We start from the raw sequence: 20672 nt of genomic DNA on the forward strand, positions 1-20672 counted from the left end.
AGAGACTTTCCGGAAGGGCGACCTAGCTGATGTAGGCGACGATAACGGCTTTTGCACGGCGTGTCAGTCGAGCAATTGGGTCAGGTCCAGCGGCCGACCCCGGCGGCGCAGTTCGACCGTGATACGGGCGCCATCGTTCGCCGGCGCGCTGCCGATACGCCCCCCTTGCGCCACACGTGCGCCAGCACGCACGCTCAACGTGCCGAGCCCCGAAATCAGGCTGGTCCAGCCCTTGCCGTGATCGATGATGACGACGCCGCCATAGCCTGAAAAGGGTGCAGCATAGGCGATCGTGCCGGCGCTTGGGGCACCCACGGCCGCGCGCGGTGCGGCTGCAACGGTCAGCCCGCGCGCGCGGACCCCAGCGGGCGAAATCTCGCCGAACCCGGTGACGATCCGCCCCGCGACGGGAAGCCGATAGGGTGCCGCTCCGCCGTGCCGCACCGCCGCGCTTTCCGGCCGCGGCAAGGGGCCGGGAAGCGCCTGCAGCCGGGCCTGCACCTGCGCGTCGCCCTCGCTCTGCTGGAAATAGGCGGCAAGCTCGCGGGCGGCTTCGCCCAGTGCCAACGCGCGGTCCTCCTCGGCCAGTGCGCTGCGGCCCAGCGTTTCGGCGCGGAGCCGGTGTACGGCCTCCAACTGCACCGCCGCCAGCCGTTCGCGCTCCAGCGCGGCGGTACGGCGTGCCAATTCCTCGGTGGCGGCGGCGGCGGCGGTGCGCAGCGTGCGCGAACGAACGATATCGGCACGTACGCCGGCGCTGCGCGCTTCGATCGCAGGCAGCAGGCTCGCCAGCGTGGCGCGGACATGGACCATATCCTGCGCCGAGCCCGGCTGGGCAAGCGCCAACACCGCCGGGCGGCGCGCCATCGCCTGCAAGGCAGCGACGAGTTCCAGCGCCGGCCGCTGGCGCTCGCCCAACGCGGCGCGTTGGCGATCGAGCAGTCCGTCGAGCAAAGCGACACGGGCTTGCGCCGCAGAGAGCGCCGCCTCCGCCGCCTTCACCCGTTCCGCTGCCGCTGCCTGTTCTGCGCGCGCACGAACAGCCTGGTCCTGCTCGGCCGCCGCCGCCCGATCGAGTGCCGCGGCGCGTGCGATCGCCGCCTTCGCCGCTTCGCCAGCGTCCAGCAATCGGCGTGCCTGGGTACGGGTAGCGTCCGGACGCGGCTGTCCCAAAGCGCCGACAGCACCGATCGCGACCAGCGTTGCGGCCAGGATCAGGCTCCGGCGCGGCCCCATGGGTCAGCCCTCGCGGTGATAGGGGTGGTTGGCGAGGATCGATGCCGCCCGCCATAGTTGTTCGGCGAGCATCGCGCGGGCCAGCATGTGCGGCCAGGTCGCTTTGCCGAAGCTGAGCAGCATGTCCGCCGCCTTGCGATCGGCATCGTCGAATCCGTCCGCCGCGCCGATCAGGAAACGCGTTTCGCGGACGCCGTCGTCGCGCCAGGCACCTAGCCGTGTCGCCAGCGTCTTGGAGGGCAGGTTCTCGCCCAGTTCGTCGAGCATCACGATCCGCGTGCCGGGGGCGATGACGGGCATCTTGCCCCCGGTATCGGGCAGTTCAGTGACGCGCACCGGCCACGTCACGCGCTTCAGATAGCGGTCGACTAGCTCGGCTTCCGGACTGCGCCCGATCCGGCCGCGCGCGACGATGTGCAGCAACATTGCGCGCGTGCCGGAATCAGATCAGGCCTGGCCCTCGAACGACCACATCCGCTCGAGATTGTAGAAGCTGCGCACTTCCGGGCGGAACAGATGGACGATCACGTCGCCCGCGTCGATCAGCACCCAGTCGGCAGCCGGCAGGCCTTCGACGCGCGGGGTGCGGCCCTGCTCTGCCTTCAGCTTCTCGGCCAGCTTCATCGCCATCGAGGCGACCTGGCGGGTCGAGCGGCCCGATGCGATCACCATGTAATCGGCGATGCTGCTTTTCCCGGCGAGCGGGATCGAGACGGTTTCCACCGCCTGATCGTCTTCCAGCGAAGCGAGCACGAGCCTATGCAGCGCTTCGACGCTGTCGGCGTCGTTCGAACGCTGCATATTGGGGGATGTGGCCAAGGTTGCTCCTAGTCTAGCGACTGTCTGTGCTGATGGATGGATACGGCGCCGGACTCTCCTTTTCCATAGTCGGAGAAGTGCCGAGGAATCGCCGGTGCCAGGCTGGATCGGCAGCCCGAAGGCGCGTTGCCGACGTCGGATCGGGGCGGAAGCGCAACAGCACAAGTGCCGGCAATCTCCATCGCGTCCAATGTTTCGCCTGGCCTGCGGGCCGCACAGCGCGCCGCAGCCAACCCATTGCAGGACTTGCATGGGCACCGCGATCATACCCTGGACGCGCGACAACCGCAATCGGAACCTGACGGGCGATGTGCCGCCATCGTTCCCAGCGATGGAACTGCGCAAGATTGTCCGCCCCCATCAGCCAGATAAAGCGATGATTGGGATAGAGCCGGGGCAGCTTGGTCAGCGTATCGGCGGTATAGCGAGTCTTCAGCTTCTTCTCGATGGCGGTCGGCCGGATCGGCGCATGCCGCGCCATTGCCCGCGCCGAAGCAAGCCGCGCCTGGAACGGCGCCATGCCGGCCTTCTCCTTCAGCGGGTTGCCGGGCGAGACCATCCACCAGACTTCGTCGAGATCGAGCGCGCGCAAGGCATGAAGCGACAATCGCCGATGCCCACGATGCGCCGGATTGAACGAGCCCCCGAGAAGTCCGATGCGCTTCAAGAGTGGGTCGGGCGCTTCAAGGCCGGGTCTGGCCAGTGCCGAGCACCAGCCATTTGTAGGTGGTCAGCCCCTCCAGCGCCACCGGCCCGCGTGCGTGCAGGCGGCCGGTGGAGATGCCGATTTCGGCGCCCAGCCCGAACTCGCCACCATCGGCGAACTGGGTCGAGGCGTTCCACATCACGATCGCGCTGTCCACGGTGTTGAGGAAGCGCGCCGCCGTCTCTGCGTCCTCGGTGATGATCGCGTCGGTATGGTGCGAGCTGTGCGCGGCGATATGCGCCACGGCGCCGTCCACGCCGTCGACCAGCTTCACCGACAGGATCGCCTCGAGATACTCGGTGTCCCAATCTTCGTCGGTAGCGAGCTGCACGCGCGGGTCGAGCGCCTGCACTTCGGAATCGCCGCGCAATTCGCACCCCGCTTCGGCCAGTGCGGCAAGGATCGGCTTCGGATCGCCAAAGCCGCGGTCGATCAGCAGCGTCTCGGTCGCGCCGCAAATGCCCGTGCGGCGCATCTTCGCGTTGACCACCAGCGCGACCGCCATCGTCGGATCGGCAGCGCGATCGACATAGGCGTGGTTGATGCCGTCGAGATGCGCGAGCACCGGCACCCGCGCCTCGGCCTGGACGCGCGCGACAAGGCTCTTGCCGCCGCGCGGTACGACCATGTCGATCAGCCCTTCCGCCGTGAGCATCGCCCCCACCGCGGCGCGATCGGTCACCGGCACCAGCTGGATCGCATCGGCGGGCAGGCCCGCCTGCGTCAGCCCATGGACCAGCGCGGTATGGATCGCGCGGTTGCTGCGGATCGCTTCCGAGCCGCCGCGCAAGATCGCGGCATTGCCGGACATCAGGCACAGCGCGCCGGCATCGGCGGTGACGTTCGGGCGGCTTTCGTAAATGATGCCGATGACGCCGATCGGCACGCGCACCCGCTTGAGCACGAGGCCATTGGGACGGGCACGCTCGTCGAGCACGCTGCCCACCGGATCCTCAAGCCCGGCGACCGCCTCGACACCGGACGCCATGCCCTCGATTCGCTTCGCGTCGAGCAGCAGCCGGTCGAGCATCGCGTCGGACAGGCCGTTCGCCTTGCCGGCGGCCATGTCCTCGGCATTGGCGGCAAGAATCGCGTCCTGCGAGGCGCGGATCGCGGCGGCGGCCGCACGCAGCGCCTGCGCCTTGGAAGGGCTCGGCAGCGCCGCCAGCACCGTGGCGGCCGCACGGGCGCGGCGGCCCATATCGGTGATCAGCATCTGCGTGTCGGGCGTGTCGATGTCGGCCATGCTGCAGTCGCTAGCACGAAGCGCGCGAAGCTGATAGCCTTGGGGCCCATGGGGGAATTTGACGCAGCCGGCGAACTGGTTACGGGGGGCCTGCTCGGTCGTGCGGTGGAGCCGCGCGCGGGCGAAGGCCATGGACATGGGCATGGCACGATCTGCCTGAACTGCGGCACGGCGCTGATCGGCCCGCACTGCCACGAATGCGGCCAGTCGGGGCATGTCCATCGCTCGCTTGGCGCCATCGGGCACGAGTTGCTGCACGGCGTCGCCCATTTCGAAGGGAAGATGTGGCGGACGCTGCCGCTGCTCGCTTGGCGGCCGGGCGACCTGACTCGCCGCTACATCGCCGGCGAGCGCGCCCGCTTCGTCTCGCCGATGGCGATGTTCCTCTTCTCGATCTTCACCATGTTCGCGATCTTCCAGATCTTAGGCATCTCGGCGCCTACCGATCTGGAGACCGCAACTGCGCGTCCCGCGGCGGCTATCCAGCACTCGATCGAAAAGGCCGAATCAGGCCGCGCCCGCAAGGCCGCCAAACTTGCCAAGCTTGACGCCAATGACTCGGATCGCGCCGAACTGCAGGAGGATATCGCCAAGGCAGATCGGTATATCGCCAAATATAAGGCCTCAGCTGCGCAGCTGCCGCAAGACGAGAGCGAGATACCAGAGGGCTTTCAAACCAATACTGGCTGGCATACGCTGGATTACGGCATTGAGAAGTGGCAGAAGAATCCGGCACTGATGCTGTACAAGTTGCAAGCAAGCATCTATAAGTTCTCGTGGCTACTGATCCCGCTGTCGGTGCCGTTTGTTTGGCTGCTGTTTTTCTGGAAGCGACAGTACAAGCTCTACGATCACGCCGTTTTCGTCACCTATTCGATCGCGGCGATGTCGTTGCTGTTCATCGTCGTCACACTGCTCAGCGCGGTGCGGGTGCCCGACGATGCATTGATGACGATCGCGATGGTCGTGCCGCCGGTGCATTTGTGCGTGCAGCTCAAACAGGCCTATGGCCTGCGCTGGCGCTCCGCGATCCTGCGCACCATCGTGCTGCTATGGTTCATCGGCATCATCGCCTTGCTGTTCCTCGCGATTCTCGCGCTGCTCGGGATCATGGGCTGACGCGTCAGCGGCACGGATAGCGGCGGTGCATCATCGCCGCGAAGGCCGATGTAACGCTGATGCCGCGGCGGGCAGGCGGTATCTTTTCGAATTCGGCAATCAGTTCGTCGCTGCCGAGCTTCACCTGCCCCTTGGGCGGCGGGCAGCTACGCGGGCGCTTGCCGGCGGCCGCCGCCGCGGCGAGGTCGGCACGATAGGCGGCGGAGGCTGAATCCACCTCCCGCTTGAGCAATCCGATGTCCGGCGACAGCAGCGCCATCGGCCCCTTCGCCTTGAGTGCCTGCACCTTGGCGAGGAAGTCGGCCACGGTCATCGCCTGGGCGGGTGCCGCCCCCATCGAAAGCGCCAATGCCCCTGCCATTATCGCCCTGCGCATAGAAAAACTGCTCCCGGATCATGAACCCGGGAGCAGCTTCTAGAACAGCGGCGCGCGCGCCGACAATCGCGGATCAGGCACCTTGCGGAGCAGGATTGCCGAACGGCCCCTTCAGCCGGCGCGTCTTCGGGATCGACGTGCCGCCCGCAACGGGCATACCGTGCACGCCGGTGGGGTCGCCCCGGTCCAGCGTATCGCCGGCGATCAGCTTCTTGATCTCTTCGCCGGTCAGCGTCTCATATTCGAGCAGCGCCTGCGCAATGGTGTGCAGCTGGTCGATATGGTCGCCCAAGATCTGGCGTGCCCGGTTCAGGCCCTTCTCGACGAAGCTCTTGACCTCGGCATCGATCAGCCGCGCCGTTTCGTCGGACATCGGCTTGGCGCGCTGCACCGAATAGCCGGTGAAGCTGTCCTCGCTCTCCGAGAAATCCAGCGGGCCGAGATTGTCCGACAGACCCCATTTGGTGACCATCGCGCGGGCGAGGCGAGTCGCCTGCATGATGTCGTTCGAGGCGCCCGAGCTGACCTTGTCATAGCCGAAGATCAGTTCCTCGGCGACGCGGCCGCCAAATGCCACGGCGATATCAGCGTGCATCTTGTCGCGGTGATAGCTGTACGAATCACGCTCCGGCAGCGGCTGCACCATGCCGAGAGCAAAACCGCGCGGGATGATCGTCGCCTTATGGATCGGATCCGCCGTCGGCTCGTGCGCGAACACCAGGGCGTGGCCGGCTTCGTGATAGGCGGTCATCCGCTTCTCGTCGTCGGTCATCACCATCGAACGGCGCTCGGCACCCATCAGCACCTTGTCGCGCGCGTCGTCGAACTCCTGCGCCGCCACCAGCCGCTTGCTGCGACGGGCGGCGAGCAGTGCCGCCTCGTTGACGAGGTTGGCGAGATCGGCACCCGAAAAGCCCGGCGTACCGCGCGCGATCACGCGGGCATCGACGTCGGGTGCGATCGGCACCTTCTTCATATGCACCTGCAGGATCTTCACACGACCCTCGATATCGGGGCGCGGCACCTGCACCTGGCGGTCGAAACGGCCCGGACGCAGCAGCGCAGGATCGAGCACGTCCGGCCGGTTGGTCGCGGCAATGATGATGATGCCTTCGTTCGCTTCGAAGCCGTCCATTTCGACGAGAAGCTGGTTCAGCGTCTGCTCGCGCTCGTCATTCTGGTTGCCCAGACCGGCACCGCGCGAGCGGCCGACCGCGTCGATTTCGTCGATGAAGACGATGCACGGCGCCGACTTCTTGGCCTGTTCGAACATGTCGCGCACGCGGCTGGCGCCGACGCCGACGAACATCTCGACGAAATCCGAGCCCGAGATGGTGAAGAAGGGCACGCCCGCCTCGCCTGCAATGGCGCGCGCGAGCAGCGTCTTGCCGGTACCGGGCGAGCCAACCAGCAGCGCGCCCTTGGGGATCTTGCCGCCCAGGCGGGCGAACTTCGACGGGTCCTTCAGGAACTCGACGATTTCCTCGAGTTCCTCGCGCGCCTCGTCGATGCCCGCAACGTCGTCGAACGTGACCTTGCCTTCCTTCTGCGTCAGCAGGCGGGCGCGGCTCTTGCCGAAGCCCATCGCGCCCGAGCCCGAATTCTTCTGCATCTGGCGCAGCACGAAGAAGGCGATGCCGAGGAAGAGCAGGAAGGGCAGCGACTGGACGAGAATATACTGCCAGATCGACGGCGAGTCTTCCGGACGCGCGTTGATCACCACGCCCTTGGCGCGCAGCGTCTCGACCAGCTTGGGATCGCCGGGGTTGTTCGTGCGGAACTTGCCCTCGCTCGCATTGCCGGTGATGACGCCGCTACCTACGGCGATGTTCACGTCCTTGATGTCGCCGGAATCGACTTTGTCGAGGAACGTCGAATACGGGATCGCATTGCCGGCCGGCTGCGTCGGTCCACCCTGGAACAGGGTGACGAACAGCGCCAGCGCCGCGAGGATGCCTACCCAGATGAGCAGGCTCTTCATCCAGGGATTGTTGCCCCCGTTCTCCGGACCTTGCTGCTTGCCGTTCTCGCTCATCGTGTACCCAGTACCTTTCCAGCCTCTAAGATAGGCATGGGGGCGTTAATGACAATGGAACAACGTCGATCACCGTGATCGATGCGGCGGTGCGGGCGCGAAGCGCCAGCGCTGCCCCGGACGGACCACGACTCCGGACAATGTCGCCACCTTCCCGGCATCCACTGCCGCGATCAGGCGGTCAAGTCCGGAACCGCGCAAGGGGGCGGCACTGCCCAGCGCCGCAATGGCGCGGCCGGCGAGCCGGCGGACGAGTTCGCGGGGCAATCCAGCCGTATCGAGCAGAATGCCGCCCTCGCCGCACTCGGCACGGGCTTGCCATTCGCGGTCCGCGATCCAGCTCAGCGCGGCCTCGGCATCGCGCAGATTGCCGGCCGCACGGGCAAGCCGCGCCGGCGACAGCTCCCGCGTCGCCGCCAGCAACGCGCGCATCCGGCTGCGATCGAAGCGCGGATGGACGTTGGAGGGATCCTCCACCGGCACGATCCCCGCCGCGGCGACACATGCGGCAAGTTCCCCCCGCGACCAGCCGAGCAAGGGCCGCACCAGCAACGGGGTGCCGGCGCCAGGCTCCAGCGGACGTAGCGGCTGCATCGCCGCCAGCCCGGTGAGCCCCGCACCCCGCCGCGCGCGCATCAGGAACGTTTCGGCGAGATCATCCTGCTGGTGGGCGATGCCGACCCAGCGCAAGCCCGCGCTTGCCGCCCATGCCGCAAGACAGCGATAGCGGACCGCCCGCGCCCGATCCTGCACATTCCCGCGCGCAAAGCTTCCCGGCGGCGGCCGCAGCACCATGTGGGCAACGCCGAGCCGAGCACAAAGCGCGCCGACACCCCGCGCCTCCTCCGCCGCTTCGGGCCGCAGCCCGTGATCGACGGTGGCAGCGCGCACCTGGCCTGGGAAGGCGGCGCAGGCAAGCAACAGCAGCGCCACGCTGTCCGTACCACCGGAAACGGCGATGCCTGCCCTGTTTGTATCGCTTGGAGCCCCACCGGCAGCCCCGATCCAGTCGGCCTCGAACCGGGCGATATCCGCGCCGGTAATCGCGCCGGTCAGCGGCGCATCACTTGCAGCGCTGATCGGCACGGCCCTTGGTCACGCCTGCCTTCATTTCGGCCGAGAGCTGATCGCCATAGACTTTGGTCAACTCGTCATAGACCTTGCAGACCTCGCCGGCAGGCTTGTTCAGCTTCACCAGCGCTTGCGCCAGATAATAAAGGCTGTCGGGCGCCCGCTCGCCATTGGGGTCCTTCTTGTAATTGTCGTAGAAGGCGACCGCGGCCAGGCTCGGCGCATTGTCGTCCAGGTAGGCGCGGCCGAGCAGGTTGCGGGCATAGCTGGCGCGCTTGCTGCTGGCATATTTGGTGGCGACCTGCTCCAGGGCCTTGCGCGCCTCTGGGTAGAGCTTCGCCTGCCACAGGCGGAAGCCATAGAGATACAGATCTTCGGCCGCATCGCCGCTGTTCGGCCTTTCGACCGCCGCCACCCGGGCCGCGCGCTCGCCCGTCGACTTCGTCGCCGATCCCGCAGCGGCAGGGCCGCCGCTTCGCGCCGCATCGCCGCTCGCGGCCACATCGGCATCGCTGGGCGCAACATCGGCCGGCACTGGCGGGGTTTCGATCGCCTTGAGCCGGCCATCCGTCGCCGCCTTATAGGCGTTAAAGGCCTCTTCCAGCTGACGGACGCGATACTGGCTCTGCTCGATCTGGCCGGTCAGCGACTGGAGCTGCCCTTCCAGCGCCGCGACGCGCTGGGTAAGGTCCGCGAGCGGATTGGTCGCGGGTACGCCCGGCGCCGTCGTGTCGACCTGCTGGGTGATCTGCGGCTCCACCGTCTGCCCCGCGCCGCCCGGAAAGACCTTGCGCTGCACGGCGCGCATCTCGCGCTCCAGCCGATCGACCCGCTGGTCGACGCCGGTCTGGGCCTGTGCCTGGGCCGTGCCGTTGCAGCCTAAAGCCGTGAGGGCCAGTGCCGCTGCCAGTGCGATACGCATGTCGTCATAATCCCTGGAACCATCGCCCGGCGACGGGCGCGCCGCCGCTATAGCCAAGCGACGGCCCTAAACACCAGCCCCTCAGGGGTTGGTGGTATCACTCGGTGGCGAGGCTTCGCCCGCGGGCGGAGTGGCAGGTGCCGACGAATAGTCCACGCTGTCGGATACGCGCGGGCCAAGCCTGCGCTGCGATCCCGGCGCAGCGCCCGCACCCGATACTGCCGGTGCTGCCGGTGCCGCCGCGGCAGGCGCCTGTCCGCGCGCACGCAGGGCAGCCGAGCTGATTTCGACCTCGACCGTCTCCACCGTGGTGCCGAGCGGTGCCACTTCGGCGCCGTTGATCAGCACCTGTATCTGGTCCGGCCGGCCGGTGCGGACGCGCGGACGTGCCGCATCATCGGGTACTTCATAGCGCTCCCCTGCGGCCAGTTCCTTCTCCACGAGCCGTGTGCCGTTCGCATCGGTCACGCGGATCCAGGCCGGTCCCCGCGCGACGAGCGTCACATGCTCCACCGCCGGGACGCTCGGCTGCGGCGTCGGCGCAGCAGCAACCGCCGCTGTCGGAGCCGGCGTGGGCGCCAGCTCCTGCGCCAGACCGTCTCCTGCTGCCGATGCGCCGCCGCGGAACAGGTTGGTCCCATACCAGATGCCGATGGCCGCCACGAGCAGCACGGCGACGATCACGCCAAACCAGGCGAGCCCGCTCGAGGCAACGCGCGTCGGATCTTCCAACGGATATTCGGGCATGGGCGCGGGGCGCTCCTGCTGACCCAGTTCATCGCGGACCTGACGCGCAATCGCAACTTCGTCCGCGCCCACCGCGCGGGCATAGGCTTTGGCGAAGCCGGTCGCATAGGTGATGGAAGGCAGGCCGCTATAGGTGCCCTGCTCGATTGCCTCCAGATGTCGTTGCGGAATGCGGGTGCGTGCGGCGACTTCGGCAAGGTCCAGTCCCTGCGCCTCGCGCGCTGCCCGAAGCTGATCACCCGGCCGTGCGGGGTTTGGCGTGAATTCGTCGGGCATGTCGCCTTGCATTATGTCCTCCGGCGAACGTGTTAGACCCCTGGTGCCGCTCGCCTTATCTGGTTTGGGGGGATGCCTTCTCGATGCGGGGGCTGTCAACGCCGCCGCGACATCAATCCGCCGATCCCTTAAGCCAATTCAACGCCGTTCGCATCGGCCCAGGCCCCCAGCATGGTCCGCACGGAGCGTTCGGGCTGATCGAGCATCGCCTGCACCGCCGCAAGCGCCGCTTCGCGATCGAGCGATCGCACCATCGCCTTGATCGGCCCGACCGCGGCAGGCGTGATCGACAGTCGATCGATGCCGAGCCCGATCAGCGCCAGCGCCTCCAGCGGTCGCCCGCCCATTTCACCGCACACCGCCACCGGCACATTCGCAGCCCGTGCCTGATCGATCACGCGGCGGAGAAAGCGCAGGATGGCCGGGCTGAGCCAGTCATAGCGCAGCGCCAGCTTGGGATGGGCCCTGTCGGCCGCGAACAGGAACTGCGTCAGATCGTTGGTGCCGATCGACAGGAAATCCAGCCTGGGCAGCAGCAGGTCGAGCACTTCGGCCAGCGCCGGCACTTCCAGCATCGCACCATAGCGGATCGCGTTGGGCAGCTTGCGCCCGCGCGCCGCCAGCCAGGTCCGCTGCGCCTCGAACAGCGCGCGCGCCTCGTCGAACTCCCAGGGCTCGGAAACCATGGGGAACATCACGTTCAGCGTGCGCCCCGCCGCCGCTTCGATCAGCGCCCGCGCCTGCGCCTTCATCAGCCCGTCGCGGTCGAGCGCGAGGCGCAACGCCCGCCACCCCATCGCCGGGTTCTCCTCCTCCCCATCCTCGTCATGGTTCAGATAGGGCAGTGCCTTGTCCCCGCCGATATCCACCGTCCGGAAAATGACGGGCCGATCGCCGGCGATATCGAGCACGTCGCGATACAGCCGACGCTGTTCCTCGCGCTGCGGCAGGGTGGCGGAAACCAGGAACTGGAATTCGGTACGGAACAGGCCGATGCCGTCGGCCCCGGCGAGATCGAGCGCCGCCACATCGTCGCGCAGGCCGGCATTGACCATCACCGTCACGCGGTGGCCGTCACGGGTCACCGGTGCCTCGTTCCGCAGCTTGGCGAAAACGGCGCGACGCTTCTGGCTGAGCGCGAGCTTGGCCTCGAATGCCTCCTCGATCGCCAGCGTCGGTCGCACGAACAGGCTCTGCTCGCCCACGTCGAGCAGCAGAAGATCGCCCTCGGCCACTTCGCGCCGCACGTCGCGCACGCGGCCCAGCACCGGCACGCCCATCGCCCGCGCGACGATGGTGACGTGCGCGGTCAGCGAGCCTTCTTCCAGCACCACGCCCTTCAGGCGGCGGCGATCATATTCCAGCAGTTCGGCCGGCCCCAGATTGCGCGCGATCAGGATCGAATCCTGCCGCAGGCCCAGCTGCGCCGCCGTCCCGAGCTGGCCGGAGACGATGCGCAGCAACCGATTGGAAAGATCCTCCAGATCGTGCATCCGATCGCTGAGCAGCGGATCGTCGATCTCGCGCATGCGCATCCGGGTGCGCTGCTGCACCCGCTCGATCGCCGCCTCTGCCGTAAGGCCGGAATCGATCGCCTCGTTGATCCGGCGGCTCCAGCCTTCGTCATAGGCGAACATCTTGTAGGTGGCGAGGATCTCCTCATGCTCCCCGCCGCTGCCGAATTCGGCCTGGCTGGTCATGCGTTCGATCTGATCGCGCATCTTGTCGAACGCCGCATAGACGCGATGGCGTTCGGCCTCGATATCGTCGGCTACGGTGTGCTCGATCACGATGCGCGGCTGGTGGAACACCGCGACGCCGCGGGCCATGCCGTCCACCAGCGCAAAGCCGCGGACGCTGCTGGCACTGGTCGGCTGCAGCCGCGTGGACGTGCCGCCGGCCAAGTCGATCAGCTCGGCGTTGGCGATCAGCTCGGAAAGCACCATCGCCACCGTCTGCAGCGCTTCGATCTCGATATCGGCATAGCGGCGCGGATCGACATGCTGCACGGCGAGCACGCCCACCGCGCGTTCGCGCCGGATGATCGGCACGCCGGCAAAGCTGTGGAACCGCTCTTCGCCCGTCTCGGGATTGTGCACGAAATTGGGGTGGCTGGTCGCCTCGTCGAGGTTCAGCGTCTCGACATTGGCCGCGATGGTGCCGACCAGGCCCTCGCCCAGGCCCAGCTTGGTGACGTGCACGGCCTCCTGCTTCAGCCCGCGCGTGGCGAACAGTTCCAGCACGCCTTCGCGCAGCAGGTAGATCGAGCAGACCTCGCTGTGCAGCGCCTCGCCGATGATGTTGACCACGGCGTTGAGCTTGGATTGCGCCGGCAGCCGCTTCGCCATCAGATCGTGAAGGCGGGTCAGGATTTCCCGGGCGGAGGCGGCTGCGGTCAAGGCCATGGTGCAGCGCTATCAGATTGTGCAACGCTGCGCCAACCGGGTGTGCAGCAAAAGGCACGCAGCATTGCTTTGACGCACTCAGGTCGTGCGCTTCTCCAGCGCATGGGCGGCTTCAGCCATCAGCGTGGCGATGATGTCGGCCACCGGCTCTTCCTTGGTGACCATGCCGACCGACTGGCCCGCCATCAGGCTGCCATGCTCGACATCACCATCGATCACCGCGCGGCGCAGCGCGCCCGCCCAGTAATGCTCGATCTGCAGCTGCGCCTCGGCCATTGCGATCACGCCTTCGTCCAGCGCCTGCGCCACTTCGCGCTGCTTGGCGGTGAAGGCATCGCTGCCGGCATTCTTCAGGGCACGCACGGGGATGACCGGTAGGCGCGGATCGATCTGAACGCTGGCGATCGCGTCGCGGGCGGAGGCGCGGATGAACGCCTTCTTGAAATTGGCGTGGGCGATGCTTTCGCTGGAAGCCGCGAAGCGCGTGCCGAGCTGCACGCCCGCTGCCCCCATGTCGAGATAGCCGGCGATGGCCTCGCCGCGCCCGATGCCGCCGGCGACGAACACGGGCACCTGCTCCGCCACTTCGGGCAGGATTTCCTGCGCCAGCACGCTGGTGGAGACCGGTCCGATATGGCCGCCCGCCTCCATGCCTTCCACCACCAGCGCATCGACGCCCGATCGGATCAGCTTCTTCGCCAGGCTGAGCGCCGGAGCGAAGCAGATCAGCTTGGCGCCGTTGCCCTTGATCGCGTCCAGCGAGCCGGCCGGCGGCAATCCGCCCGCGAGCACGACATGGCCGACACCGTGCTTGGCGCACACCGCGATCAGGTCAAACAGCTGCGGGTGCATGGTGATCAGGTTCACGCCGAACGGCTTGTCGGTCAGCGCCTTGGTCGCGGCGATTTCGGCATCGAGCAGCTCGGGGCTCATCGCGCCGCACGCGATCACGCCGAAGCCGCCGGCATTCGAAATCGCCGATACCAGGCTCCGCTCCGACACCCATGACATCGCGCCGGCGAGGATCGCCACCTCGCTGCCCAGGAAGTCGCAACCGCGCGCCATGCGGCGTGCCAGGCGCTCGGCGCCGATCGAGGAGGTGGTAGTCATGGCGCGCGCCTAGCGCTGTCCGGGCGCCTTCTGCAAGGGGGCGCAATCACGCAACCAGACCGGTTTGGCGCTTGCTCCCGCGGGTTACGATCGGCATGGTAACGCTATCAACGACAAGAAATCGCAGGAGTTGTGATGTCCGGGCCCGCAAAAGTCCCCGCAAATGTCGATCGTCGTACGCTGCTGCAGGCATCCGCCGCCGCCACGTTGATCGCCGGCGCCCCCCGTGCGGGCGCAGCGCCGGAGCCGCTCGGCCAGGTGCAGTCCGGCGGCCGCGGCTTTCCGCTGATCCGCGGCGGCGTGCCCGCCGCGCTGGTGGTGGACGCCGGCGCCAACGCCGCCCTCGCCCATGTCGCCGATGCCTTTGCGCAGGATCTTGCCCGGGTCGGCGGCACCGCACCGCAACGCCTGGCCCGGCTTACGGACGCGCGTGGCCCCGTGGTGCTGATCGGCGAGCTCGGCCGCTGCCCGATGATCGACGCCCTTGTGCGGGAAGGCAGGATCGACCTGCGCGACCTGCAGGGTGAATGGGAAGCCTATCGCCAGATCGTGCTCGACAACCCCGCCCCCGGCATCCCCCAGGCGCTGGTGATCGTCGGCGCGGATCGTCGCGGCGCGGTCTATGGCACCTATGACGTGTCGCAGCGGATCGGCGTGTCGCCCTGGCACTGGTTCGCCGACGTGCCGGTGCGCCGTCGCGCCGACGTGACGCTCGCCCCCGGCAGCCGCCGCGACCAGCCGCGCGTGCGCTATCGCGGCTTCTTCATCAACGACGAGGATCCGGCCTTCAGCAGCTGGGCGAAGCAGCATTTCGGCGGGATCAACGCCGCGATGTACGCTCATGTCTTCGAGCTGCTGCTGCGGCTCAGGGGCAATTATCTGTGGCCGCCGATGTGGGGCAAGGCGTTCAACGACGACGATCCGCAGAACATGGTCCTGGCCGACGCGATGGGCGTGGTGATGGGCACCTCCCATCACGAACCGATGACCCGCGCGCAGGAGGAATGGCACCGCAATACCGACAAGGGCGTCACCGGCGGCAAATGGGATTATGCGACCAATGCCGAGAATCTCCGCCGCTTCTGGCGCGGCGGCATCGAGCGGATGATGTCGAAGGGCGACGGCAAGGGCTATGAATGCCTGGTCACCGTCGGCATGCGCGGCGACGGCGACGAGGCGATGGCGGAGGGCACCGCCACCGAACTGCTAGAAAAGATCGTCACCGACCAGCGCAGCATCCTGGCGGACGTAACCGCCCGCCCGGCCGAGGCGACGCCGCAAATGTGGGCGCTCTACAAGGAAGTGCAGGACTATTACGACCACGGCATGCGCGTGCCGGACGATGTGACGCTGCTCTTCGCCGACGACAACTGGGGCCAGATCCGCCGGCTCGCCACCGTCGATCTCAACCGCAAGGGCGGGTATGGGGTCTATTACCATTTCGATTATGTCGGCGCGCCGCGCAACTACAAGTGGCTGAACACCAACCAGATCGAGAAGACCTGGCAGCAGATGGACCTCGCCTGGCAGCGCGGCGCGCGCACCATCTGGATCGTCAATGTCGGCGATCTAAAGCCGATGGAATTCCCCTTGAGCTTCTTCCTCGACCAGGCCTGGAACCCCGAGGCGATGACGCTCGAGGCGATGACCGCCTACCCGGCGCGCTGGGCCGGTGCAGCGTTCGGGCAGGCACACGCCGAGAAGGTGGGTGCGCTGCTCACCCGCTATGGCCAGCTCGCCGCGCGGCGCAAGCCCGAGCTGCTCGACGCCGACAGCTTCGCGCTGGGGCCGGTCCGCAGCGACGGCAAGCTGGACGGCGGCGACTTCGGCCGCGTGGTCGCCGAATGGGAGGCGCTGGAGCGCGACATGGCGGCGGTGAAGCCGCGCATTGCCGCCGACGCGCGCGACGCCTGGTTTCAGCTGGTCGAGCATCCGATCCTCGCCGTCGCGAACGTCTACCGGCTCTACTACGCCGTGGCGTGGAACCGCCGCCTCGCCGCCGCCGGCGATGCCCGCGCCAACCGCTTTGCCGAGCAGGCCGAGCGCGCCTTCGCCCGCGACGCGGAGATCACCGCTGCCTATCACGCGCTGAACGGCGGCAAATGGGACGGGATGATGGCCCAGACCCATATCGGCTATACCAGCTGGCAGGAACCCAGGCAGCAGGTGATGCCGGCGGTGCGCCGGGTCGACGGCAAGGCCGCGCCGATCGTCTTCGTCGCGCCTGCCCTGCCCATCGATCAGATCGTGATCGAGGCGCCGGACTTCGCAGCGGCCAGCGGCGGCAAGGGGCTAAGCTGGCGCCGGGTGCCGCATCTCGGTCGCACGCTGGGCGCCGTGACGACCTTTCCGCAGGGGCGCCCTGCCACCGCCGCTGCCGACGGGGTCCATGTCGATTATGCGGTAACGCTACCCAAGGGCGGCCCGCTGGAGGTGGCGCTGGAACTGGTGCCGACGCTCGACACCACCGGCCGCAACCAGCAGCGGATCGGCGTGTCGGTGAACGACGGGCCGGTGCAAATCCTCACCGACAGCCTCGTCCCCGCCCCCAATGCGACGACCACCCAGGCCCAGCGTGATTGGAACAAGGCGGTGGAAGAAAATGGGCGCACGATCACCGCCCGCTTTCCCGCGGTGGCCGCCGGCCGGCACGTCGTGAAGGTATGGCGCATCGACGACAATGTCGTCCTGCAGCGCCTCGTCGTGACGACGGAGGCGTAGCCGCTTCGGCCACGCCTCCGGTACAAGGTCAGGCGGCGACGTCGTCGGCGTCGAGGCCATAGGCGGTGTGCAGCACGCGCACCGCCAACTCGGTATAGTCTTCCTCGATCAGCACCGAGACCTTGATCTCGGAGGTGGTGATCGCCTGGATGTTGATGCCGCGCGCGCCCAGCGTCTGGAACATCGTCGCGGCGACACCGGCATGGCTGCGCATGCCCACGCCTACCACCGACACCTTCGCCACGCGGGTATCATGCGTGATGTCGCTGAAGCCGATCGTCGCGCGCGACTGGTTGAGGATCTCGATCGAGCGCGCCAGATCCGCCGCCGGCACCGTGAACGTCACGTCGGTAGCGCTGGCGCTGCCGGCGCTCTGGTGCGCGATGTTCTGGATGATCATGTCCACGTTGATGCTGGCATCGGCGAGCGGGGTGAAGATCGATGCCACCGCACCGGGCTTGTCCGGCACGGCGGTCAGCGTGATCTTGGCCTCGTTCTTGTCGTGCGCGATGCCGGTGATGAGCTGGCGTTCCACGTCCTGAATCTCCTCTTCGCCCACGATCATCGTCCCGGGCAATGTATCTGCCATCGGCGCGTCGTCGCCCGTGAAGGACGAGAGCACCTGCACGCGAACCCCTTCCTTCATCGCCAGGCCGACCGAACGGGTCTGGAGCACCTTGGCGCCGACGCTGGCGAGTTCGAGCATTTCCTCATAGGTCACGCGCTTCAGCTTGCGCGCGCGGGGCACGATGCGCGGGTCCGTCGTGTAGACCCCGTCGACATCGGTGTAGATGTCGCAGCGATCCGCCTTCACCGCCGCCGCCACCGCCACCGCCGAAGTGTCCGATCCGCCACGGCCGAGCGTGGTGATGCGGCCTTCGTGCACGCCCTGGAATCCCGGCACCACCGCGACTTCGCCGCCTTCCATGCTGGCGAGCAGCGCGTCGGTGCCGATGTCCTCGATGCGCGCCTTGGCGAAGGCGTCCGAGGTCTGCACCGGCAGCTGCCAGCCGAGCCACGAACGCGCCGGCACGCCGATCGCCTGCAGCGCGATCGCCAGCAGGCCGCTGGTGATCTGCTCGCCGGCGGAGACGACGACGTCATATTCCTTGGGGTCGTACAGCGACGAGGCCTCGCGGCAGAAGCCGACCAGCCGATCGGTCTCGCCTGCCATGGCCGAGACGACAACGGCGACCTGGTTGCCCGCCTCCCACTCGCGTTTGACGCGGGCGGCAACGCTGCGGATACGCTCGATCCCGGCCATCGATGTGCCGCCGAACTTCATTACGATACGCGCCATGGCTGGTTGCTTGTTTCCTGCCCTTGGGAGAGATGGGCGTGCCTGATAGGAGCCAGCGATGCCGAACGCAACAATAGCTACGATTGACCCCCGTGAAGCGGAACATTTCGGTCGTCTGGCGGCCGATTGGTGGAATCCAAAAGGCTCCTCCGCCATGCTGCACAGACTGAATCCTGCGCGGCTCGGCTATATCCGCCGCGCGATCGACACGCATTGGCCCGGCGACTCGGCGGGCTTCACGCCCCTTGGCGGTAAGACGGCGATCGATGTGGGTTGCGGCGCCGGGTTGCTCTGCGAACCGTTGGCCCGGTTGGGCGCGCAGGTCACCGGCGTGGACGCGGCGGGTGAGAATATCGGTGCGGCGCGCGCGCACGCCGAGCTGTCGGGACTGCCCATCGATTATATCCATGGAGGCATCGAAGATCTGGCGGGCCGCAGCTTCGATCTCGTCACCTCGATGGAAGTGATCGAACATGTCAGCGACCCCGCCGGCTTCGTCCGCGGTCTGGCGGGCGCGCTGGCCGAGGACGGGCTGATGGTGCTCTCCACGCCCAACCGCACGCCGCTGTCGCGGCTGGCGATGATCACTCTGGCCGAGGGCACCGGCGCGATTCCCAAGGGCACGCACGACTGGCGGCGCTTCCTCAAGCCCGAGGAGCTGGAGGCGCTGCTTGCCGACGCCGGCATGCGCGTGATCGATCGCCAGGGGCTGAGCTTTTCGCCGGCTCGCGGGTTTGTGGTGAGCGAGAACGACGCGCTCAACTATCTGGTGACCGCGATCCGCGCCTGACGAGGAGACCGCCATGGGCCCGCTCGACCGCTTCGTCGCCGCACAGGCGGGTGACTATGCGGCCGCGCTGGCCGAACTCCGGCATGGCCGCAAGACCAGCCACTGGATCTGGTACGTGTTCCCGCAGATTGCCGGGCTGGGCACCAGCGCGATGTCGCAGCGCTACGCCATCGCCGATCTCACGGAGGCGAAGGCCTATCTCCAGCACCCGCTGCTTGGTGCGCGGCTGCGGGAGGCGTCGGCCGCGATGCTCGACCATGCCGGCAAGCGCTCGGCAGAGGCGGTGCTTGGCGGAATCGACGCCGTGAAGTTCCGCTCGTCGATGACGCTGTTCGAAGCCGCGGACACGGAGACAGGCAGCATATTCGCCGCCTGTCTCGATGCATTCTACGACGGCGTCCGCGATCGCGAGACGCTGCGCCGGATCACTTGTTAAGGTCGAGCAACAGAATGGGTCCGATGTCTAGCACCTGCTTCGCCGTCGCCAGATGCAGCGAAACGGAAATGTCGCCGGGAGCATAATCGCGGTCGACGGTTCCCGCGACGTGCACCATCTTCCATTCCGTGCCGACTTCGGCTTCCCCCTTGAAGACGGTGGTATAAGGCTCCTTGGCGAGCCCTACCTGGATCGTGGCGATCTTTGCGGTGGTGGCACCCTCCGGCAGCTTTTCGGCGCGCGCCCAGACCGCGACCACCAGCTTGTCACCCTTCTTCACGGGCTGGTTGATGGCGGAGATCAGGCCCACGCTCCACGGCTGATCCGAACCGCCGGCGATCGGCACGCGTATTGCCCGGCCGCCTTGCACATTCTTGTCCTTTACCACCGCCGGCTTGGCGCTGAGACCATAGACGGTGAACGTCTCCGGCGTGGGCGAATTGATGATTTGCTGTGATATATCGCTTTGCTGCTGTGCCTGCGCCCGTGCAGGTGACGCATCGATGAAAGGCAGACAGCACGCTGCCGCAATCAGCCATGATTTCATGACACCCCTCCTCTTGTTTTCGTTGAGATCAGGCTATCGCGAGCGTCAACGCTGTCAATAGCTGCTGATTGACACACCCGCTCCGGCACCGGACAGACGGTTTCCATGTCGACGATCAAGCTGCATCCGAGTTGGCTAGCACCCCTCCAACAGGAATTCGCGCAACCCTATATGGCTGCCCTGCGCAGCTATCTGCAGGCCGAAAAGGCGGCGGGAAAGCGCATCTTCCCGGCCGGGAGCGAATGGTTTCGCGCGCTTGACCTGACGCCGCTGGAGGCGGTGCGCGTCGTGATTCTCGGCCAGGATCCCTATCATGGCGAAGGTCAGGCCCATGGTCTGTGCTTCTCCGTCCGCCCCGGCGTGCGCACGCCGCCGAGTCTGGTGAACATCTACAAGGAGATGGAGACCGATCTCGGCATCCCGCGCGCGCAGCACGGTTTCCTGGAGCATTGGGCGCGCCAGGGCGTGCTGCTGCTTAATGCGGTGCTGACGGTGGAGATGGGCCGCGCCGCGGCGCATCAGGGCCAGGGCTGGGAGCGCTTTACCGACGCGGTGATCCGGCTGGTCAACGCCCGGCCGGAGCCGGTGGTGTTTCTGCTCTGGGGCAGCCATGCGCAGAAAAAGGCCGCGTTCGTCGATTCGATCGACAAGGGCGGCCGGCACCTGGTGTTGAAGGCACCCCATCCTTCGCCGCTATCCGCGCATTCGGGCTTTTTCGGGTGCCGGCATTTCAGCAAGGCCAATGCTTTTTTGGAAAGCATTGGCCAGAAGCCGATCGATTGGGCGCTGCCGCCGGTTGCTTGAACGCTC

At 67.2% G+C, this 20672-nt stretch carries 19 protein-coding genes; 5 read left to right on the forward strand and 14 right to left on the reverse strand.

Features of this window, described 5'->3' with window-relative positions; all coding sequences use genetic code 11:
- Positions 1-63 precede the first annotated feature (63 nt).
- The 5 genes from B215_RS0117385 to B215_RS0117405 are packed head-to-tail and all read right to left on the reverse strand — an operon-like array spanning position 64 to position 4007.
- Positions 64-1236, reverse strand: a complete 1173-nt coding sequence (locus B215_RS0117385; RefSeq protein ID WP_019370916.1) for a murein hydrolase activator EnvC family protein — start codon at positions 1234-1236, stop codon at positions 64-66.
- Positions 1237-1239: 3 nt separating this feature from the next.
- Positions 1240-1662 (reverse strand): 23S rRNA (pseudouridine(1915)-N(3))-methyltransferase RlmH, encoded by a 423-nt coding sequence (locus B215_RS0117390; protein ID WP_019370917.1) that lies wholly within the window; start codon positions 1660-1662, stop codon positions 1240-1242.
- A 21-nt stretch (positions 1663-1683) separates the two neighbouring features.
- A complete protein-coding gene (rsfS, locus tag B215_RS0117395) occupies positions 1684-2037 on the reverse strand; it encodes a ribosome silencing factor (protein ID WP_019370918.1) in 354 nt (117 codons plus the stop codon).
- A gap of 31 nt (positions 2038-2068) precedes the next feature.
- Complete coding sequence (locus tag B215_RS0117400) at positions 2069-2722, reverse strand: nicotinate-nucleotide adenylyltransferase (RefSeq protein WP_037514127.1); 654 nt, start codon at positions 2720-2722, stop codon at positions 2069-2071.
- A 16-nt stretch (positions 2723-2738) separates the two neighbouring features.
- Complete coding sequence (locus B215_RS0117405) at positions 2739-4007, reverse strand: glutamate-5-semialdehyde dehydrogenase (RefSeq protein WP_026009369.1); 1269 nt, start codon at positions 4005-4007, stop codon at positions 2739-2741.
- A gap of 48 nt (positions 4008-4055) precedes the next feature.
- On the opposite strand from B215_RS0117405, the gene B215_RS0117410 reads away from it, so the two are divergent.
- Positions 4056-5126 (forward strand): DUF3667 domain-containing protein, encoded by a 1071-nt coding sequence (locus B215_RS0117410; protein WP_019370921.1) that lies wholly within the window; start codon positions 4056-4058, stop codon positions 5124-5126.
- Between the two features lie 4 nt (positions 5127-5130).
- Here the strand turns inward: B215_RS0117410 and B215_RS0117415 are convergent, their stop codons facing one another.
- From B215_RS0117415 to B215_RS0117445, 7 genes are all read right to left on the reverse strand, one after another.
- Positions 5131-5502, reverse strand: coding sequence for a hypothetical protein (locus B215_RS0117415; protein ID WP_082664392.1), 372 nt, complete (start codon positions 5500-5502; stop codon positions 5131-5133).
- Between the two features lie 73 nt (positions 5503-5575).
- Complete coding sequence (gene ftsH, locus B215_RS0117420; protein WP_019370923.1) at positions 5576-7537, reverse strand: ATP-dependent zinc metalloprotease FtsH; 1962 nt, start codon at positions 7535-7537, stop codon at positions 5576-5578.
- Positions 7538-7606: 69 nt separating this feature from the next.
- Positions 7607-8623 (reverse strand): tRNA lysidine(34) synthetase TilS, encoded by a 1017-nt coding sequence (gene tilS, locus B215_RS0117425; protein WP_019370924.1) that lies wholly within the window; start codon positions 8621-8623, stop codon positions 7607-7609.
- Positions 8601-9530 (reverse strand): YbgF trimerization domain-containing protein, encoded by a 930-nt coding sequence (locus B215_RS0117430; RefSeq protein ID WP_019370925.1) that lies wholly within the window; start codon positions 9528-9530, stop codon positions 8601-8603. Before B215_RS0117430 ends, tilS begins: the two co-directional genes overlap by 23 nt.
- A gap of 81 nt (positions 9531-9611) precedes the next feature.
- Complete coding sequence (locus B215_RS0117435; RefSeq protein ID WP_037514140.1) at positions 9612-10553, reverse strand: helix-turn-helix domain-containing protein; 942 nt, start codon at positions 10551-10553, stop codon at positions 9612-9614.
- Positions 10554-10681: 128 nt separating this feature from the next.
- Entirely contained in the window at positions 10682-12958 is a 2277-nt protein-coding gene (gene ptsP / locus B215_RS0117440) for a phosphoenolpyruvate--protein phosphotransferase (protein WP_019370927.1), read from the reverse strand.
- A 78-nt stretch (positions 12959-13036) separates the two neighbouring features.
- Positions 13037-14068, reverse strand: coding sequence for an NAD(P)H-dependent flavin oxidoreductase (locus B215_RS0117445; protein ID WP_019370928.1), 1032 nt, complete (start codon positions 14066-14068; stop codon positions 13037-13039).
- A 135-nt stretch (positions 14069-14203) separates the two neighbouring features.
- Between B215_RS0117445 and B215_RS0117450 the strand changes: the two genes are divergently transcribed.
- Positions 14204-16789, forward strand: coding sequence for a glycosyl hydrolase 115 family protein (locus B215_RS0117450; RefSeq protein WP_019370929.1), 2586 nt, complete (start codon positions 14204-14206; stop codon positions 16787-16789).
- 28 nt (positions 16790-16817) lie between these two features.
- Here B215_RS0117450 and B215_RS0117455 read toward each other — a convergent pair whose 3' ends face one another.
- Complete coding sequence (locus B215_RS0117455; RefSeq protein ID WP_019370930.1) at positions 16818-18089, reverse strand: aspartate kinase; 1272 nt, start codon at positions 18087-18089, stop codon at positions 16818-16820.
- 58 nt (positions 18090-18147) lie between these two features.
- Between B215_RS0117455 and ubiG the strand changes: the two genes are divergently transcribed.
- Positions 18148-18879 carry a bifunctional 2-polyprenyl-6-hydroxyphenol methylase/3-demethylubiquinol 3-O-methyltransferase UbiG gene (gene ubiG / locus B215_RS0117460; RefSeq protein ID WP_026009370.1) on the forward strand — a complete coding sequence of 244 codons (732 nt, stop codon included), beginning with the start codon at positions 18148-18150 and terminating at the stop codon, positions 18877-18879.
- 13 nt (positions 18880-18892) lie between these two features.
- Positions 18893-19315, forward strand: coding sequence for a DUF1810 domain-containing protein (locus tag B215_RS0117465; protein WP_019370932.1), 423 nt, complete (start codon positions 18893-18895; stop codon positions 19313-19315).
- Here B215_RS0117465 and B215_RS0117470 read toward each other — a convergent pair.
- Positions 19305-19862 (reverse strand): hypothetical protein, encoded by a 558-nt coding sequence (locus tag B215_RS0117470; RefSeq protein WP_019370933.1) that lies wholly within the window; start codon positions 19860-19862, stop codon positions 19305-19307. The genes B215_RS0117465 and B215_RS0117470 overlap by 11 nt on opposite strands.
- 105 nt (positions 19863-19967) lie before the next feature.
- Between B215_RS0117470 and ung the strand changes: the two genes are divergently transcribed.
- Entirely contained in the window at positions 19968-20666 is a 699-nt protein-coding gene (ung, locus tag B215_RS0117475; protein WP_019370934.1) for a uracil-DNA glycosylase, read from the forward strand.
- Positions 20667-20672: the final 6 nt, after the last annotated feature.

Source organism: Sphingomonas sp. ATCC 31555, assembly GCF_000282895.1.
GTDB lineage: Bacteria > Pseudomonadota > Alphaproteobacteria > Sphingomonadales > Sphingomonadaceae > Sphingomonas.

Bases quoted from the DNA above. Each gene is read 5' to 3' on its own strand.
- B215_RS0117385 (WP_019370916.1), bottom strand. From the start codon at position 1,236: ATGGGGCCGCGCCGGAGCCTGATCCTGGCCGCAACGCTGGTCGCGATC.
- B215_RS0117390 (WP_019370917.1), bottom strand. From the start codon at position 1,662: ATGTTGCTGCACATCGTCGCGCGCGGCCGGATCGGGCGCAGTCCGGAA.
- rsfS (WP_019370918.1), bottom strand. From the start codon at position 2,037: ATGCAGCGTTCGAACGACGCCGACAGCGTCGAAGCGCTGCATAGGCTC.
- B215_RS0117405 (WP_026009369.1), bottom strand. From the start codon at position 4,007: ATGGCCGACATCGACACGCCCGACACGCAGATGCTGATCACCGATATG.
- B215_RS0117410 (WP_019370921.1), top strand. From the start codon at position 4,056: ATGGGGGAATTTGACGCAGCCGGCGAACTGGTTACGGGGGGCCTGCTC.
- B215_RS0117415 (WP_082664392.1), bottom strand. From the start codon at position 5,502: ATGCGCAGGGCGATAATGGCAGGGGCATTGGCGCTTTCGATGGGGGCG.
- ftsH (WP_019370923.1), bottom strand. From the start codon at position 7,537: ATGAGCGAGAACGGCAAGCAGCAAGGTCCGGAGAACGGGGGCAACAAT.
- B215_RS0117430 (WP_019370925.1), bottom strand. From the start codon at position 9,530: ATGCGTATCGCACTGGCAGCGGCACTGGCCCTCACGGCTTTAGGCTGC.
- B215_RS0117435 (WP_037514140.1), bottom strand. From the start codon at position 10,553: ATGCCCGACGAATTCACGCCAAACCCCGCACGGCCGGGTGATCAGCTT.
- ptsP (WP_019370927.1), bottom strand. From the start codon at position 12,958: ATGGCCTTGACCGCAGCCGCCTCCGCCCGGGAAATCCTGACCCGCCTT.
- B215_RS0117445 (WP_019370928.1), bottom strand. From the start codon at position 14,068: ATGACTACCACCTCCTCGATCGGCGCCGAGCGCCTGGCACGCCGCATG.
- B215_RS0117450 (WP_019370929.1), top strand. From the start codon at position 14,204: ATGTCCGGGCCCGCAAAAGTCCCCGCAAATGTCGATCGTCGTACGCTG.
- B215_RS0117455 (WP_019370930.1), bottom strand. From the start codon at position 18,089: ATGGCGCGTATCGTAATGAAGTTCGGCGGCACATCGATGGCCGGGATC.
- ubiG (WP_026009370.1), top strand. From the start codon at position 18,148: ATGCCGAACGCAACAATAGCTACGATTGACCCCCGTGAAGCGGAACAT.
- B215_RS0117465 (WP_019370932.1), top strand. From the start codon at position 18,893: ATGGGCCCGCTCGACCGCTTCGTCGCCGCACAGGCGGGTGACTATGCG.
- B215_RS0117470 (WP_019370933.1), bottom strand. From the start codon at position 19,862: ATGAAATCATGGCTGATTGCGGCAGCGTGCTGTCTGCCTTTCATCGAT.
- ung (WP_019370934.1), top strand. From the start codon at position 19,968: ATGTCGACGATCAAGCTGCATCCGAGTTGGCTAGCACCCCTCCAACAG.